A 17,615-nucleotide genomic window follows, 5' to 3' on the forward strand; every position below is an offset into this window, starting at 1 on the left:
CCTTATTTATAGTTATTTAGTTTTTTGACCCATTGCGGGTCGCGATGATCGAAAAATAGCGTCTTGCCTGTATCCAGCGCAGCGATAGCAGCCATATCATCAGGCGCAAGCTTAAAATCAAAAATGTCGAAATTTTGCTTCATTCGCTCGATTTTAACGCTTTTTGGAATGACGACGATGCCGCGCTGAATTAACCAGCGCAAAATAACTTGAGCCGAGCTTTTGCCATATTTTTCACCGATACCGCTTAGTACGGCGTTTTTAAATATATCGTTTTTACCCTCGGCAAAGCTAGCCCACGACTCAAACGCTATGCCGTAGTCATCAAGCACGCGCTTTAACGCTTCACGCTGAAAAAATGGATGACACTCAAGCTGATTTACCGCAGGGATGACGCCGCTGTTTTCGCACAGATCGACGATCCGATCGGCGTAGAAGTTGCTAACGCCGATAGAGCGGATGCGACCCTCTTTTTTAAGCCTACTCATCGCTCGCCACGCGCCGTAGATGTCGCTATATGGCTGATGGATGAGATAGAGATCAAGATAATCAAGCCCTAGCTTTTTCATCGACGCATCAAAGGCTTTTAGCGCTCTATCCTCGCTTACGTCGCTCACCCAAAGCTTTGTGGTGATAAAAAGCTCCTCGCGTTTCACGCCGCCGGCTATCGCCGTTTTAACCGCCGCGCCAACGCCCTCTTCGTTGCGATAAGACTGCGCAGTGTCAATGAGGCGGTAGCCCACGCTAATTGCATCCTCAACACATCTTTGAGCCTCCGCAGACTCCACCTGATAGACTCCATAGCCTAAAATCGGCATTTTGTTGCCGTCGTTTAAGGTTAAATACTGCATTTTTGCTCCTTGTAATTTTAATTTTTTAACTGAAGTGATTATAACGGTTTTTAAAAAAAGGAGGTAGAACGATCCTACAAAATCATTGCCTATTTCTGCAAATGTTATAAAAAATGCAAAATTTAGATCAAAATTTGTAGTTATGGTGGGTCAAAAATGTAAATTTAGATAAAAGAGGCTTAGAAGATAAAATCAACGAAAGAGACAGAAGGTCTGCTCGCACTAAATTTAAGCGCCCGTTATGGCTAAGATGTGCGCCTTAGGAGGCATGCCAAACATCTTGGAGTACTCTCTATTAAACTGCGAAGGGCTCGCGTAACCGACGGCAAATGCAGCCTCTGCGGCGTCTAAATTTTGATTTATCAAGAGATTTTTTGCCTTTTCGAGACGGATCTTTTTTTGAAACTGAAGCGGACTAAGCGCCGTAATACGCTTGAAGTTATGATAGAGCGACGATGCGCTGATGCCGAGCTTTTTGGCTAAATTTTCGATATTTATCGCCTCGGTGTAGTTTGATTTTATCTCTTTGGCAGCGCGCGTAACGCGGTTTTCTATGGTTTCTAGCATTGCGTATTGGCGTAGGAAATCGCCGTTTTCGCCCTTTAATAGTATGTATAAAATTTCCTTTATCGCGAGCTTTGCTAAAAATTTAGCATCGTTTGGACGCTCTAGCAAACGGATGAATTTAAATACGGCTTCAAGCAGCTCATCGTCTACCACCCCAAGAGCTAGCCCTGCAAACTCGCCCTTTTTGCTCTCGGCGCCGCCTATACTCTCGATCACGCCCAAGATATCTTCTAGCTCAAAGTTGATCTTTATGGCTAGATACGGGCAGCCTTTGATCTTTGCAACGGCGGGGATATGCGTAGCGGCTAGCAGATAGCGCTGCTCATCGTACTCGTAAAAATCATTACCGACTTTGGCCAGTTTTGAGCCTTTAAAAACCATGCAAAGCGCCGGCTCGTAAACGCCGGTTAAAAACTCGGTCGGCACGCTTGCTCGGTAGACAAATAGCTCCTTTATATCGCTTTGTATCTTGCCGTCTGAGCTAAATTTAGCGTCCAAATACTTGCAAATTTCATCTATCTTGCTCATTGTGCCTTCTTGATTTTTTGAAATTTTAGCAAAAATTTCAAAATTAGACTATTTTTACGCCCAAGCACCCAAGACTCCTTTAACTACATCTCCATCTCACCTCTACTATACATCTTGCCTTTTATCTCATTTTTTATCTCCACAGGCTCATCATTCAGCAGCTTACTAAAATTCGGTATTAAATTGCTTATTTTTGAGATAAAATTAATAACCTTCGTTTTAAAGCTTTCTAATATAGTTAACTTATCCTGTAAATTTTCTATCCTTTCGTCTTTAACTTTTACTTCTCCTTCCAGCTCGGATATTCTTTGATCTTTGCTATTTATAGAAGTTTGTAGTTTAACGATTTGTAGTCGTTTACTATCATTATCTTCCTTTAAGGCATTCTCGTTACTTATCGACGCCTCCAGCTCTTCGTTTCTTTGTTTCAAATACCGATTTGTTTTTTCTTTGCTTTCTAGATCTGCATTAGCTTTTTTAAGCTTGCTTTGCAGGGCATCGCTTTGATCGGCTTTTTGTTTTAGTTTATCTATTTGCACTATGTCAGCTTCAATATTTTCTAATCGGCTTTTTAGTTTATTGTTTTCATTTTCTTTTTGATTTAGCTTGGATGAAAGATCGATTATTTGCAAGGTTTGGTCTCTTATAGTTTCATCTTGATTATTTAGAGCAGTGTTAGTCTCTTTTAGTTTTTCATTTTCCTGCATCAGATTTCTATTCAACTGCTCTAACACTCTATTTCTTGCCAATACTTCACTTTTGTCTAACAGTTGCTCTTTTAGCACTTCAATGTTTTGTTTTAACTCGGCATTAGTAACTATTTTTATCTTTTCTCTTGCTTGTTCTAGGACTAAATTTGTAAGAGCATCTAATAAAGCCTTTTTGTTGTCAACTTTTAACTTAAAATAATTAATTTTGTCACCAAAAAATTTGTTTACTATTTCTGCATGATCTATTATTTCTTTATCTATAAGCTTTCTAATGCTATTTCTTAACTCTTTTTCACTCTTATACTCTCTTTCTGTTTGGTGCATTTGCTTTAAATTTTTATGTCTAAGCTTACTGCCCTTTAGCCCACGATTTGCAATACCATCAAATGCTTCTGCACCCATTTCTTGTAGCCCTCTACCAAAGGCGCTAGTCTTTCCTTTACCATCGAATCTAATATTTTTATGCTCCTCAAATAGGTAGTTTGTAAAAATAAGCTGGTAATGCCTAGTCTTCTCGTCATTATGCTCAGCTATAAGCAGGCACTTTACATTGTATTTCGCACAGTATAAATTTGCAAACCTTTGTACTCTATCTAGCGAAACTTTTGCATTTATAAAATTTACTTCAGTAGAATTTAGCCCCTCTTTTGGCTCTTTATCACGCTCAGTGCCAAAGCTTATGACCACCTCAGAAAAACCGACCATATTATCTCGCCAATGATTTTTAACAACATTGCCATTTTTATATGTTTTTGTTTGGGATTCATAATCATCTTTCATCATCTTATGATATTGCATTATAAGTGACTTTATATACTTCTTGTCGTTAAAGTTTTTATCGGAGCTATTAATCTCCCGCATATTTCCATTGTTATTATATTCGCTTAGGACTATATATCTGTTGTGTGTACTCTTACCCCTAAGATATCCTATCTTGCTAGCATGTTTAGCCTCTCTTGTATTATGCTCATATCTTATAATGGCTTCTTTGGCTGTTAAGAATTCACTTCTAACACAAAGGTTTAGACTAGGCTCATCAACTTTAGGCGTAATCACCCTTCTCCTCCTTGATAAAAATTTACCTCTTCAACTAGATCCTTTAGAATTTTAGGAGTTACTGGTTCGCCATAAGTATTCATAGTGATCTTGTATTGTTGTTCATGTCCTACAAGGGCAGCAATATGTTCAACTCTTTGGCCACTTTGGATGAGCTTGTTTATGAAAGTGTGTCTAAATGAGTGAAATGTTCTTGTTTTATCACCATCTTTTATAACTTTAGTATTGATCTTTTTTCTAAAATATTCAGAGAAGTCTTTATTATCACAGCTAAATAACCTAACTGCTTTGCCACTTTGCTTAGCTAGTTTCTTTTTACTCTCTATAAATTCAAACAGCCCAATGCTATTTAGCTTAGAGTGTATAGGAACTATCCTTACAGAGTTTCTAGTCTTTAAAGTCTTGCTCTTACCAGTTTTTACATCTATTTTTGTATTTAAACTAAAGCATACTATGTTATATTTTTCGACTATGTCATCTGTGTTTAGCTGTATTATCTCATTTAATCTCATGCCAGAGTAAGCTGCTATATGAGTAACGAAAAATAGCTCATCTTTGCTTATCCTTTGACTTTTAGTATCACCACTTGATCTGATCTTACTAACAATATCCAAAAGTGCGTTTACGTCACTATCTTCATAAGGGTTTTTATTTGTAACGTCATCTTGGTTTATACTTATTTGCAGATCTATAGCAGGGTTCTTATCTATATAGTCACTATCGTAGCAGTATTTAAAAAACTCACTAACTCTAACAATATACTTCTTGATGGTTGATTTAGAAATTTTTGGTCTATCTTTTGCCAAAGCTATGATCTCATCTAGGCTTTTATCTTTATAGAGACTATTTTGAGAGAGCTTGGTTGGTAGTTGTAGCAAGATATTTCTGAAATTTAGCAAGTCATCTCTTTTTATCTTTTTGATGTCTAGCTCATCGCCAAATTTTATAGACATTAACCGTCCTACATGTCTGACAAGGCCAAATGTGCTATCACTCCAGTTGTTTGAAATGCTTGTGTTTGATACATAGTTTTCAAAAGTACTCTTTAGCGTGAGAATGTCAGCTTTACTCTCATTTTTAGTAGAAGAGTCTAGTTTATATCTAAGACTTTTAGCTCTATTTGAGAAGAGCTTTTGAAAGAAATTTATAGCTTCATTGAAAGTCATGCAGCTAGCATCACTTGTATCATTCAAAGCAAGATCTTTAGCCTCAATGTCACTTAAAACTATGCCTTTATCTTCATACTTATCTGCCTTGTATAGCTTCACCTGACCACCAAAGGTAGGATCATTTAAATTTCCATATCCAAATTTTAGATCATCGCTTAGCTCGTTATCTCCATCTGGCGATAACTCACAACCAAATATTCTTAGGATATCGTTTTGTGTGAGTGCTCCCTTTTGCCTAGCTAGCTCATTTATGGCATCTCTTAGCTCACTAACAGAGTGCTTTAAGGACTTTTTAGTAAAAGGTAGCACCAAATCCTGCCTTTTTAAAGTCTCTATGTCGTCTTGATAGCTATGCAAGTTACTATCTTTAACGCATTTTACTATCTCGTCTTTGGTGCCATTATCTAAATTTGCACTCTTGTGCTTTTTACCAAGTGGCACAAATGTCTGTTGCTTATCATTTAGTAGCTTTTGATTTTTGCACATCTTATATGATATGTGATTTATGTTATCTATCGTTGCCTCAAGCACTCTTTTGCCAAGAAGCTTTTTGGTGTGAGAGTCAGTGCAAGATAGCTTTTTGCAGATATCATCAACCTCTTTTGATATGACACTAGGCAAGCTATCTTCTTTTAAACTCTGCTTTAAAAACAAATTTAGTGATAGTAGTCCATCTAAATTTATATATCTGCCAAGCATATCATGCTCTTTGATACTTTTGGCCTCCTTGGCTGTTAAAAGCATAAGCACCAAGTGCTCTATAAGTTCGCTGCTCAAATTCATCTTCCATGCCTTTTTGATCGCGTTAAAAATTATAGAGTAGATCTTAGCACGATTTTTTGCTGTATCAAAGCGTTTTGTGAGGAAGGAGGTTATGTATTCGGTTTTATTACCAAAATAAGGCCTCAGATATAGTGGGATAGCTACTCTAAAGTAGTATATGCCATTTCGTTTGATTAGATATTGCATCTTTGTTACCTATGCAATATAACTTTGTAGCAAAATGTAGCAGATACCTAGTGTGAAACTGGCTGTGTGCCGTCTTTTTGGTGCTTACATAAGGTTTATTTTAAACCCTCATAAGCCGGAGGTCGGGAGTTCAAGTCTCCCCCGTGACACCATAACACCCTATTTTAGGCACTAGCAGTGATGCTTTTGTTCTTTCCCTTTCTTTAAAATTTCCTTTAAGAGTGGAACACTTAGTTACTAAAGTGGGACAGTCTCTTAAAAATTCCAACGATTATAAAGCCATCTCCCTTTTAATACCATAAAAAATAGATTTGCTTTAAATTTTTACTTCTAGCTTTTTATCTAGAATCCTTTTAAATACGCACTTTTGGCATTTATCCTTTTACTATTTTTAATTTGTTTTTCTTAAATGACATATTTTTTCACAAAAATTTGCATTTCTAGCGCAGATTTTTTTCAAAATTGGTGTAATTACTATAAATATCTTTTCAAAAGGAAGAAAATGAAAAAAATTTCATTTATAGCAACTAGCACTACTAGTACGAAAGAAAGTTCATATAGTGAGGTGATTTGCCATGGCTAATGCATATACAATAAACGATCACAGCCTAGTCATAAATGTGAGGTCAGGTTTTTTAACATATGGTAGAGCCATAGGCAGGTTTGCACATGCGTGCCGTGAGAAAAATCAAACTGAGCATATAAAGTATCTTAACAAAACCCCAGCCACTATTAATCGCTACAAGCTCCTAAGCGAATTTAATGGCAATGGCAATATGAGAGATGCTAACGGCAAAGATGATGAACTACACAATATAGCTTTTGTAAAGAATTTACTTAAAGGCTTTCAGGATAGCTTTAAAGAAGACTATACCGCGCAGTCCTATACACAAAAGCGAAATGGCAAAGATACTGTTATAAAAAAGTCTTGGCGCAAAGATATGCGTAGCTTTTGTGAGATTATCATCACGTTTGGCACAGATAGGAAGAAAGAGCCAAAAGAAGGGCTAAACGACGAAGAGTCAAAATTTATAAATGAAAACATATGCATGGATAGAGTAATGAGATTTGTAAATGCATACTGCGCGAAGTATGGCGCAAAGTGTCTGCTTGTGGCTGAGCATAATGACGAAAAGACCAAGCACTATCACATCATCTTTACAAACTACAACTTTGAGAAGCATGCAAATTTGAGATTTAGTGGCAGGTCAAAAACAGCAAAATTTGGTAAAGAGCTACAAGATATGGGAGCAGAGGCATTTGAAGGTCAGGTACTTCGTGGTAAGTCAAGTAAAAATAGACACAAGAATTTAACCCAAATGCACCAAATAGCAAGTGAATATAAGAGCGAGCAAGAGCTAAAAGAGAAAATTCAAAAGCTTATAGAAGCGGAAGCAAATAAGTATATGCAAAAGAAAGAGCCTTTGTTGGGCGACGAGTACTTTAGGTTAGAGCCAAATGAAAAAAGAGCTTTAATAGTAGGTCTTAGAAATTCTGTTTTTGAACAAATGCAAGAAAGCATAACCATCACATCTGATGAGCAGCTAAAAGAAAAGGTAGAACTTCTTGATGGGCAAGTAACAGAACAAAACAAGATCATAGAGGAAGATAAAAAGAAAAGCTTAGAAGTCTTAAAAGAAAAAGAGCAGCTAGAAAAAGAGCTAGATGATTTAAAAGAGATTCAAGCTGAGCAAGACAAAGAGATAATGCTTCTTAAAAATAGAGTAAAAGCACATACTAATCAGCAAACAAAGATAGATGAACAAAATGCATTGATAGAGAGTAAGAATAGAGAAAATCAATCTCTAGCACGTAAAAGCAAAAGCTTGCAAAAAGAAAATATCAGGCTAAGAGACTTTAATGACAAAAGCTTAGGTCTTTTACTTGAAATAGCAAGCACCAATCCTGAGCTAAAAGAGATAATAGTAAATGAAATGCCAGAGCTAAGAGGTAAATTTACAAAAGATGATGCTGGGATGGAGATGGGGTAGAGTAATTTTCTGAGATTGGCTTATGTATGCTACATATAGCTATCCATTTATTGTAAATTAAAAATAAACAAATCGAGTAAAAACGTGTAGCTAAAAGTGGCTATTTCTTAGGTATATAGCCTACCTAAAGGCATAAGTCTTTTTTTAGTTTTTGTTTAATAAAATGACAACAAAAATTTAAAAAGGTATCATTATGAAGTCTTATTTACTTGCAGCTACACTTTTGGTTTCATGCCTAAATGCTGATGTGGTTATCAACGTTAAGGGTGATGTTGTTTATAGCATTGACGGCAAAGAGAGTAAGGCTACTACAGCCACAAGCGGTCAAGAGATCAAATTTATATCTGGTAACGGCGTCTTAAAGATAACTGATGATGTTTTAAAGCAAAATTACAACCTAAAATCACCAAATGACACCTACATAGCAGCTACCAAAAAAAGAAGCGGTTTTTTCTCTACACTATTTGCCAAAGCACAAACTACATCTACGACAGCTTCTACGAGAGCAGAAGGAGGATGCGAGGAGATAGATCCTAGTAAAGATGCATTAGTTATAAGCGATCATATCATTAAAATAGAATACCGCCAAGGCGACAAATTTTACGAATTTGACGTTAAAAACAGAAGTATAAGCCCAGAGCTAGACATATCTCCTAAAAATGGCGACAGGATAGATATGATGGATAAAGATGGATATGAGTCTCCTTGTTTTATAGTTAAAACGCGATGAAGTTCTTTACATTTTTAGGCAACAACATTCAAAAGATATTAAAAGGCTCAACAGATTCTGGCTTGTTTCAAAAGTCTAGCAGTATAAAAAAAGCCATATTCTTAGGAATTCTTGCTATGGCATCTTTTGCCATTTACGGCTTAGTCAAAGATCGTGAGATCGTCAGGGTAAATTTTGGTGACTTTGAGTATGACATCATGCAAGAAATTTATGCCAAAGCACCATCAGCAAGCCAATCGCAAAAAATAGCAGTAATCTTAATAGATCAAGAGTACCTAGACAAGCACGACCTAAGCGACGGACAAGGAGGCATCAAATTTAACTTCACCCCAAGAAGTGTTCTTGCTAATGTCTTAGATGATTTTAACAAAACCTTGTCTGGTTCAGGTAGCAAACCAAAAACTTTAGTCTTAGACTACTCTTTAGAGTATCCAAGCGACATTAACTCAACAGTTACCAAGGATGATCTAGGTCTTATAGATAGACTAAATTTATATGCTAGTTCATATCCTATTTATCTGCCAAGAACTATAAATAAGCCATTTTTACAAAACTTCAAGCTAAATCCTAACATCAAATTTACTCAAACAAATATTTCTAGCGATAAAGACGGAGTTACTCGTGGATACACGCCCTATCTTTGCGATGGTGATAAGACTTTAAGGCATCTTGTCCTAGAGCTTGCAAATAGTGAAGCAAAATTTACTTGTCCAAGAGAGTTAAGCTTTGATGAGAGTTTTAAATATAGGATACTTTATAAAGATCTAAAAATTATAGATCAAGGTGATAATAAAACATATACTTCAAACTATGAAAATATCAAATTCTATCATGCAACCAGGCTATCTCAGATAGATGCAGAGGAATTTGATGATGCCATAGTGCTTATAGGCTCGGACTATCCCAGTTCAGGTGACATTCACAAAACTCCTATAGGTGTTATAAGTGGTGTTATAGCCTTAGCCAACGCACTTAATACCGCTCTTAATCTAAAAGATGGCATAAAAACTATACCAGTTTGGCTAGGTATGATATGTTATCTATTATTCTTTGGCTTGTGTGCCTACTTTGTACCAAAGCTAGCAAAAGCACTCCATATCGACGGAAATTTTGATCTTTTGAGATTGTCTTCTTTAGTGATATTTTTTATACCAGCAATAATTCTATTTTTTAAGGGTCATTATGTCACATGGGTTGTGGTCTTGATAGTATTTAAGCTCATAGATATAGTTATCTCAGTCCTTAAAGCAAAAGAGTTAATAAAAAATCTCAGCAAGACTCTTTTGGCTTTAGTTGTTATTGCTGTAATCATAGCTATTATGATAGTCGGCTTACTACTATTTATGGATATTTAATAATTCACATTAAAGGATTAATCATGCTTAGAAAAATTTTGTTAGCTGTTTTTCTAACCGTTTCAGTTGCGTTTAGTGCTACGCTAGATGACGCCAAAAGCTATAGTGCCACTGCATATAAGTATTATCAAGATGGAAACTACCCCAAATCTTTAGAATTTTTAACAAAAGCTTTAGAGATAAGAGAGAAAGCTCTAGGCAAAGATCATCCTGATACAGCTACTAGCTATAATAATATAGGGATTGTTTACAAAAATATGGGCGATTATCCTAAAGCTTTAGAGTTTTATACTAAAGCTTTAGATATATATGAGAAAGTTTTAGGTAAAGATCATCCAAGTACTGCTCTCAGTTATAATAATATAGGCTCTGTTTATAGCGATATAGGTGATTATCCTAAAGCCTTAGAGTTTTATACAAAAGCTTTAAATATAAGAGAGAAAGTTTTAGGCAAAGAACACCCTGATACTGCTATTACTTATGGTGGTATAGGCTATGTTTATAGTGGTATGGGTGATTATCCTAAAGCCTTAGAGTTTTATACAAAAGCTTTAAATATAAGAGAGAAAGTTTTAGGCAAAGAACACCCTGATACTGCAACTAGCTATAGTAATATAGGTTCCGTTTATAGTGATATGGGTGACTATCCTAAAGCTTTAGAGTTTTATACAAAATGTTTAAGCATAAGAGAGAAAGTATTAGGTAAAGATCATTCTAGTACCGCCAATAGCTATAATAATATAGGACTTGTTTATAACAGAATGGGCGATTATCCTAAGGCTTTAGAGTTTCATGCTAAAGCTTTAAATATAAAAGAGAAAGTATTAGGTAAAGATCATTCTAGTACCGCCAATAGCTATAACAATATAGGACTTGTTTATAGTGACATGGGCGATTATCCTAAGGCTTTAGAATTTTATACTAAAGCCTTAAATATATATGAGAAAGTTTTAGGTAAAGACCATACTAATACTGCTACTAGCTATAATAATATAGGCTATGTTTATAACCATATTGGCAACTATCCTAAGGCTTTAGAGTTTTATACTAAAGCTTTAAATATAAGAGAGAAAGTTTTAGGTAAAAATCATACAGATACCGCCAATAGCTATAACAATATAGGATCTGTTTATAATAAGATAGGAGATCATCCTAAAGCTTTAGAGTTTCATACTAAAGCTTTAGATATATTTGAGAAAGTTTTAGGTAAAGACCATCCCTATACTGCTACTAGCTATAATAGTATAGGACTTGTTTATAGTGACATGGGCGATTATCCTAAGGCTTTAGAGTTTTATGCTAAAGCTTTAAGTATAAGAGAGAAAGTATTAGGTAAAGATCATCCTGATACTGCTCTCAGTTATAATAATATAGGATATCTTTATAGCGACATAGGAAACTATCCTAAGGCGTATAATTACTCTAAAGAAGCTTATAATATATTTAAAGCAAATAGAGATAAAAATTTTGAAATATTAAGTAATGAGCAAAAAAAGAAATTTTTAGAAGCTAATCGTTGGTATTTACCACATCTTTTAACAAGTGGTTACTCATATCAGCAAACTACTAAAGATAAAAAAGCTCTAAGTCAAGAAATTTATGAGATCTTTATAAACGATAAGGGCATACTTCTCGATGACGAAAACACCATAGCTATGCTAAAAAATATCTCACAAGATAAGAACCTGATCTCTAAGATAGATAACCTAGACTCTCTAAAAAGAGCATATGCCAAGCTAGCAGGTACTATGCCTAAGTCAGAAGAGGCAAAAAGCTACCAAGAAAAGCTAAAAGCACTGGGCGAAGATATAGAAAAAGCGGAGATAGAGATAGCTAAGATATCACCTAAATTTAAACAAGAGCTTGGCATAAAGGATCTAAAACTAAGTGATCTCACAAACCTTTTAAAACCAAATGAACTCTTTGTAGATATAGGGTATTATGGTAAAAACTACTATATCTTTAGCGTGGATAAAAGTGGCGAAGTGAAGTTTGAAAAACTTAACAATAAAGATAGTGACACAGTAAATACAACTATAAAAGAATTTAGAGCTGATATAGATAAGATCATAAATGCTACAGATGCAAACTCAAGCAAAGCTTTAAAAGAGCTATATAGCATCGTTATAACAAATGGCATAGGAGATAGGATAGATAAATTTAACTCTCTTATCATCTCTACAGATGGTGCTTTGAGGCTACTACCTTTTGAAACGCTTATGGATGGCGATAGATATCTCATAGAGAGCAAGCAGATACGCTATACACCTTCAGCTAAAGAATTTATAAGAACACATAAATTTAATATCAAAGATGAGGGTAAGGATATCACTATGTTTAGTGATCCAAACTATGAGAGTAAAAGCGGAAAGATCATGGAGATGGTTGCAGATACGCCAAATGTAAATAAGGCTGTGCAAACTAGATCTATAAAAAATATGGGGACATTTAAAAGACTAAGAGGCTTTAAGAAAGAAGAAGAGGTTTTACAAAGCTCGTTTAGTGGCGTAAAACTTTTCTCTAGAGAGAACGCTAATGAAGAAAACATACTAGCAGTAAAGTCTCCAAAAATCTTGCATATAACCACACATGGATACTTCATAAGTGATGAGAACATAACAAACCCTATGTTAAAATCAGGAGTTGCGCTTAGCGGTGCAAATATAGGTATAAAACAACAAACTGGCGAGGGTCTTGTAAATGCGCTTAAGCTATCTGGACTAAGCCTAGATGGAACCGATCTGGTTGTGCTATCTGCATGCGAAACAGGCCTAGTAGATGTTAAAGACACGAGCTCTGTGGCAAGTCTGCCTAAGACATTTATACAAGCTGGCTCTAAAAATGTGCTAATGAGTCTGTGGTCTGTAGATGATAATAGCACGGTGGAGCTAATGAAAGAATTTTATACTGATACACAGGGCAATGAAAAGAAATTTAACGAAGTTCTAAGAAATGCAAAGATCAAGATGATAAAGGAAGGCAAACATCCGTTTTACTGGGCTGCTTTTATAATGAGCGGAGAGTAATACGATAGTTAAAAAACCATAGCTACTAGCGATGCCACATAATATCTTGTGGCATCGTACTTCTTATGCTCCTCTTATACTTTTAATGTTTTAAATTTTTCAACGAAGTTTTGTTTTAGCTTATATAGTTTAAAGCTATGCCTAGGTGTAAATTTGTTAAAAATAAATTTTAATGGTTTGCTATTAGTAGCTCATATCAACTTTATTGAGTGCATATGCATCAGTTATCTTTGGAAATTCTTAAACAATAGAAGTAAATACCTTAAGCAAAAACTTAGACATTTTATCGATAAAGGTCATCTTGAATGGATAAAGTTTTGTTTAAGTTGCACTTTGTAAATAAAAATTTCGCCCGTCTGGCTAAGACCTTACAGCAAGCTCAGGTTGAGCTTGCTAAGTAAGTTTATCAACATACTAAAAATGTTGATAAATATGCTAGAAACTGACATTAAATTTTCTTGAATTATAACAGATAAATTCATAACGTAACATACTACATGTGATGTAATGTGCAGTACATGATGTAACATTCAGTATGTGATGTCACATGCAGCACTTGATGTAATGTATAGTACATGATGTAACATGCAGTAGGTGACGTAACGTATAGTATGTGATGTATATTTTCGCAGATGAGAGAGTATTAGGATGAGTGGATATTTATTTTTAGAAAGATATTATTGAAGTTATATGTCTAAAAAGCGCTTGGTGTGTATCTAATAGTAATGATTATAACAGCCTTATCTTTTTCATTGACCTTATAAATCACTGTATAGTTTTTAACAAATAGCTGTCTATAGCCCATATTGGCATATCTGCCAACTTTTCTAATAGCACCACGATTTGGTATCTCATCTAGGCTAAGAATAGCATTTTTGATAGCCTCTAGCGTAGAGTTTGCAGCACCTGACGAGAGCAAAGATAGTGCGATATATTTATAAATCGCCTCGAGCTCTTCATAAGCTTGTGGTGAGATAAGAACTTTATACTTACTCAAGATACTTATCTTTTAAACTAGCAAAAACGTCTTTTGCTTCTAGCATCTTTGTATCTGCTGTTATCTTAGCTTCAGATGATGCGATGGCGCTATCTATATCGGCTGTGGCCACTAGCTTATCATATGTCTTTATACTCATCACAACCAAGTCGCCATAGCCATTTTTAGTTACAAACACTGGCTCATCTTTGCTATTGCATAGCTGTGAAATTTCATTTGTGTTTCTAAGCTCTTTTATAGGTATTATCTGAGGCATATGCTATTTCCTTTTAATAATATGATATTATTATAGCATAATTATGATATAAATTTAGATGGCTTGTCCAAATTTCTAATAGCACACCATTTCAACTTTTGCTTTTAAAACACTAGCATTTATATTTGTAGCATATGTTCCAAGTAAAATTTTATACTGCTTCTCATGTCCTACTATTTGAGCTATGATATTTGGCTCTACTTCTTGTTGGACAAGCGTATCTATAAAATAGTGCCTAAACGAGTAAAAAGTCTTTTGTTTGTCGCTACTTATTAGCTTTCGTTGTATTTGCGATCTAAAAATTTCTGAAAAGTCTTTATTGCTTACTTTGAAGATGCTTTTATTTGCACTAGCTCTTTGTTTTACAAACTCCATTAGTCCAAGCTCTATTAGCTTGCTATGCACTGGCACGAGCCTTATGGAATTTATATTTTTGGTGCTCTTGCCATCATCTCTATTTATACTAAAGCAAAGCACATTATTGTGCTGCACTATGTCACGTGCTCTTAGCTGAACTATCTCATTTATCCTCATGCCACTATATGCTGCTATCATGGTTATATAGTATAGATCATTTGCGCTTATGCGATTGCTTGGTGACTTGTTGGTCTCTTTAAAATTTTGGACTATTTTAAAGATAGCATTAGCCTCTTCCTTGCTATAAGGTAGCACCTTGCGCTCCATTGGGTTTATCTCCACTTTTACGTTTAGGTCATTTATGATGCTCTTACTTATGTAGTCGCTGTTATAACAATACTTAAAGAACTGCACTACTCTTATCATATATTTTTGTATGGTTACTTGTGATAGCTTGGCATCATTTTTGCCTATGCGTATTATCTGCTCTAAGCTTTTGTCTTTATATTTGGCTTTTTGGTTTAGCTTGGTTGGTATGAGAGCTAAAGTATTTCTAAATTTAAGTAGATCATCTCGTGATATGGTTGTGATGTCCTTGTTCGGATGAAAAAATTTAAACAATATATTGCCTACAATATTTACCAGATCCATAGTGCTACTTGACCACTTTTGACTCACGCTAGTATTAGCTGTAAAATTTTCAAATGCTGTTTTTAGTGTGATGATCTCCCTACTCTCCACCTTTCTTTGACTAGGAGAACATGGCACTATCTCGTATTCTTGGACTGCCTCATCATTTAAACTACCCATGCCAAAGCTACTATCTCCAACTTTTATGCGTTTGCCTATTAGACGGCTATTACTAGATAGTATCTGCTCTACACTCCTCTCATCACCTTTTGTTTTTACTAGCTTAAAAGGAGTGTTAAGTCCGTATTGTTGCTCGGCAGTTGCCATTATGGCATGTGAGAAATTTTTAGCTAGACTTTTGATATCTTCTTTTTTAAGAGGTAGCCCATTTGCTTCATCTAGAGCATTGATATTATCTTGAAAGCTATCTATACCAGTTGGCTCAAATTTATAACTTTCATCTTGTTTGCTTAAGAATTTAAGTCTTTTAGACACAAGGTTTGCGCTCTTATCGAGCTTTGATATTAGGTAATTTAGGGACAATATATGTTTTTCAAGCAGGGTTTGAGCTATGCTTGCTTTATCATCTTGATCTATGGCTTTATCTAGACTATTAGATAAAATTTTAGCCATGCTATTTAAAGTCTCATTACTTTTATTAAGTAAATCAGGAAAGCTATCATTTTTTAAAGCCTCTTTAAAATGCTTATTTAGCGCATCTGCAAAGTCAATATCTATCTTTTTATCATAAAGTGAATGCTCTTTTATACTCTTATCCACCTTTGCCTGCATAAAACTATCAACTAATGAATCTATAATTCCTTTATTTAGCTTCATATCAACTGCCTTTGTTATGAGATAGATATATCTATCATAAATTCTAGCAGATTTTCTGGCTTTTAATAAGGAATAAGTCCCCAAGGAGAAAGATAGCTCTCTTGAGCACTTTAAGACTTTTCTTGCGTTTGGTGCGATGACGCTTCGGTAGTAATAAATTCCATTGCGGTTTTTTAGATGTACCATGGATTTGTAGTGGAACAAAAGTGGGACACTTGACTAGTGCTTATTGGGAAAAGTTGTTTGTAATGGCGATGTAGCAAGGCCTTAAGCGATATTTAAAAATTTATCTCATAAGCCGGAGGTCGGGAGTTCAAGTCTCCCCCGTGACACCATAGATGTCCTACTTATCGATACTTTAACTGCCCTTTTTGCAGTTTCCCTTTCTTTAAAATTTCCTAAAAGTATGGTACAGTTTTTATAAAAAGTGGTACATTTTTTCAGGATAGATTTATTTTACAAGATGATTTCTATAAATTTGCTTTTATTTTTACTGATAGATAAAATTTTTATCTCAAAGTGAACAAACTTAAATTTATCTCACTCTTAAATTTTCGGCACAACTTTTGCTTACTCTTTGAAGATAAATTTCAAGGAGTAAGCTATGAAAGTCTCTTATAACTCCATCTTAACAAAACAGCACTACCAAAAACATACAAAAAGCGAAGGCTTTGCAAATTTCTTACCCAACACTCCAAATATAAATTCGATCAGCCAAACCACTATTCCTAAGAATGACTTTGTTTCATCTAGTAGTATCGACTCTCTTTATCAGGCTAAATTTACTTCACAAGAGGGCTATGGATATAGTGTAGATGCTAAAGGATTTATGGGGGCTGATTTTAACAAAGCTGCCAGCTTGCCGCAGGACTTTAAAATCCACAAAAGCACACTTGATGCGATAGTGCTACACAATCAAAAACACCCAAACTATACAAATATTTCAATGGATACAAGAAAGGATAATGCTCTGTTTGGAGAGGATAGCTTTGCAAATATCGATCTAGCAAATACCATCAAGCAATACTATAAAATTTTTGATCAAATTTCAGCTGGAGTTATTAGCAAGGGTAAAGAGTTTTACTCAAATGAAGATCTAGCAAAGATGCCAAAGGGTTACTTTTCAAAAGATAAAAAAATGGATCATTTCGAATACCTAATGGGTAGGATGTCAAGTGATGAGATAGATGGGCTAACTGATAGGAGCAATGAAAAGATAACTCATGTCTTCAGGACAACACAAGATGCAGACGATGCACGTAAGCTAATGAATGATCTAAAAGATATAAACATAAGGGTTAATGGAAATTTCCTTGACTTTTCTCCAGAAGTGATGACAACTGAGCATACTATCCCTTATATGTGGGTTAGCAGTGCTGGATATGACTTCAAGCCTGATATGTCTGTGTATGATAACGAACAAGGCTATACTAAGGAGCAAATCTTTGTTGCATTTTTAAAAAACGAGCAAGGTCTTGTGCTGCAAGGTGGTACAACAAGGATAACTGACGAGGCTCTTAGTGTATATAAAAACTATCAAATAATTACAAAGCAAGATAGGAGCGAAATAGGCATACCAAAGGCTT

Annotated in this window: 12 protein-coding genes; 5 read left to right on the forward strand and 7 right to left on the reverse strand. The window is 35.1% G+C overall.

All coding sequences use genetic code 11. The annotated features are described in order from the left end of the window. Nucleotides 1-2: 2 nt before the first annotated feature. The 4 genes from CVS91_RS07260 to CVS91_RS07275 all read right to left on the reverse strand — a co-directional run bounded on the left by CVS91_RS07260 (nt 3) and on the right by CVS91_RS07275 (nt 5,850). Nucleotides 3-851, reverse strand: a complete 849-nt coding sequence (locus CVS91_RS07260) for an aldo/keto reductase (RefSeq protein WP_107831285.1) — start codon at nt 849-851, stop codon at nt 3-5. A gap of 228 nt (nt 852-1,079) precedes the next feature. Then, nucleotides 1,080-1,946 carry an AraC family transcriptional regulator gene (locus tag CVS91_RS07265; protein WP_107831287.1) on the reverse strand — a complete coding sequence of 289 codons (867 nt, stop codon included), beginning with the start codon at nt 1,944-1,946 and terminating at the stop codon, nt 1,080-1,082. 83 nt (nt 1,947-2,029) lie between these two features. Then, a complete protein-coding gene (locus tag CVS91_RS07270; RefSeq protein WP_107831289.1) occupies nt 2,030-3,712 on the reverse strand; it encodes a hypothetical protein in 1,683 nt (560 codons plus the stop codon). Then, the gene (locus CVS91_RS07275; protein ID WP_107831291.1) at nt 3,709-5,850 is read right to left on the reverse strand and encodes a tyrosine-type recombinase/integrase; all 2,142 of its coding nucleotides are present in this window, start codon (nt 5,848-5,850) and stop codon (nt 3,709-3,711) included. Before CVS91_RS07275 ends, CVS91_RS07270 begins: the two co-directional genes overlap by 4 nt. Nucleotides 5,851-6,425: 575 nt before the next feature. Here CVS91_RS07275 and CVS91_RS07280 point away from each other — a divergent pair. The 4 genes from CVS91_RS07280 (at nt 6,426) to CVS91_RS07295 (ending at nt 12,952) form a co-directional block, all read left to right on the forward strand. Beyond that, on the forward strand, nt 6,426-7,841 hold the full coding sequence (locus tag CVS91_RS07280) for a hypothetical protein (protein ID WP_107831293.1): 1,416 nt from the start codon (nt 6,426-6,428) through the stop codon (nt 7,839-7,841). 193 nt (nt 7,842-8,034) lie between these two features. Continuing rightward, nucleotides 8,035-8,571 (forward strand): hypothetical protein, encoded by a 537-nt coding sequence (locus tag CVS91_RS07285; RefSeq protein WP_103606171.1) that lies wholly within the window; start codon nt 8,035-8,037, stop codon nt 8,569-8,571. A 116-nt stretch (nt 8,572-8,687) separates the two neighbouring features. Further along, nucleotides 8,688-9,926 carry a CHASE2 domain-containing protein gene (locus CVS91_RS07290; RefSeq protein ID WP_159071405.1) on the forward strand — a complete coding sequence of 413 codons (1,239 nt, stop codon included), beginning with the start codon at nt 8,688-8,690 and terminating at the stop codon, nt 9,924-9,926. A gap of 23 nt (nt 9,927-9,949) precedes the next feature. Next, the gene (locus CVS91_RS07295; RefSeq protein ID WP_107831297.1) at nt 9,950-12,952 is read left to right on the forward strand and encodes a CHAT domain-containing protein; all 3,003 of its coding nucleotides are present in this window, start codon (nt 9,950-9,952) and stop codon (nt 12,950-12,952) included. Nucleotides 12,953-13,646: 694 nt separating this feature from the next. Here the strand turns inward: CVS91_RS07295 and CVS91_RS07300 are convergent. The 3 genes from CVS91_RS07300 to CVS91_RS07310 all read right to left on the reverse strand — a co-directional run bounded on the left by CVS91_RS07300 (nt 13,647) and on the right by CVS91_RS07310 (nt 16,029). Then, nucleotides 13,647-13,949, reverse strand: a complete 303-nt coding sequence (locus CVS91_RS07300) for a type II toxin-antitoxin system RelE/ParE family toxin (RefSeq protein ID WP_107831299.1) — start codon at nt 13,947-13,949, stop codon at nt 13,647-13,649. Further along, nucleotides 13,942-14,205 (reverse strand): type II toxin-antitoxin system prevent-host-death family antitoxin, encoded by a 264-nt coding sequence (locus CVS91_RS07305; protein WP_009295449.1) that lies wholly within the window; start codon nt 14,203-14,205, stop codon nt 13,942-13,944. The genes CVS91_RS07300 and CVS91_RS07305 overlap by 8 nt, the downstream gene beginning before the upstream one ends. Before the next feature lie 75 nt (nt 14,206-14,280). Next, entirely contained in the window at nt 14,281-16,029 is a 1,749-nt protein-coding gene (locus CVS91_RS07310) for a site-specific integrase (protein WP_107831301.1), read from the reverse strand. 604 nt (nt 16,030-16,633) lie between these two features. On the opposite strand from CVS91_RS07310, the gene CVS91_RS07315 reads away from it, so the two are divergent. Next, nucleotides 16,634-17,615 (forward strand): Cj0814 family flagellar-dependent secreted protein (locus CVS91_RS07315; RefSeq protein WP_107831303.1); only part of this gene is annotated, 982 nt, incomplete at its 3' end.

Origin of the sequence: Campylobacter concisus, assembly GCF_003048985.1 — a bacterium.
In the GTDB taxonomy this organism is placed as follows: domain Bacteria; phylum Campylobacterota; class Campylobacteria; order Campylobacterales; family Campylobacteraceae; genus Campylobacter_A; species Campylobacter_A concisus_AY.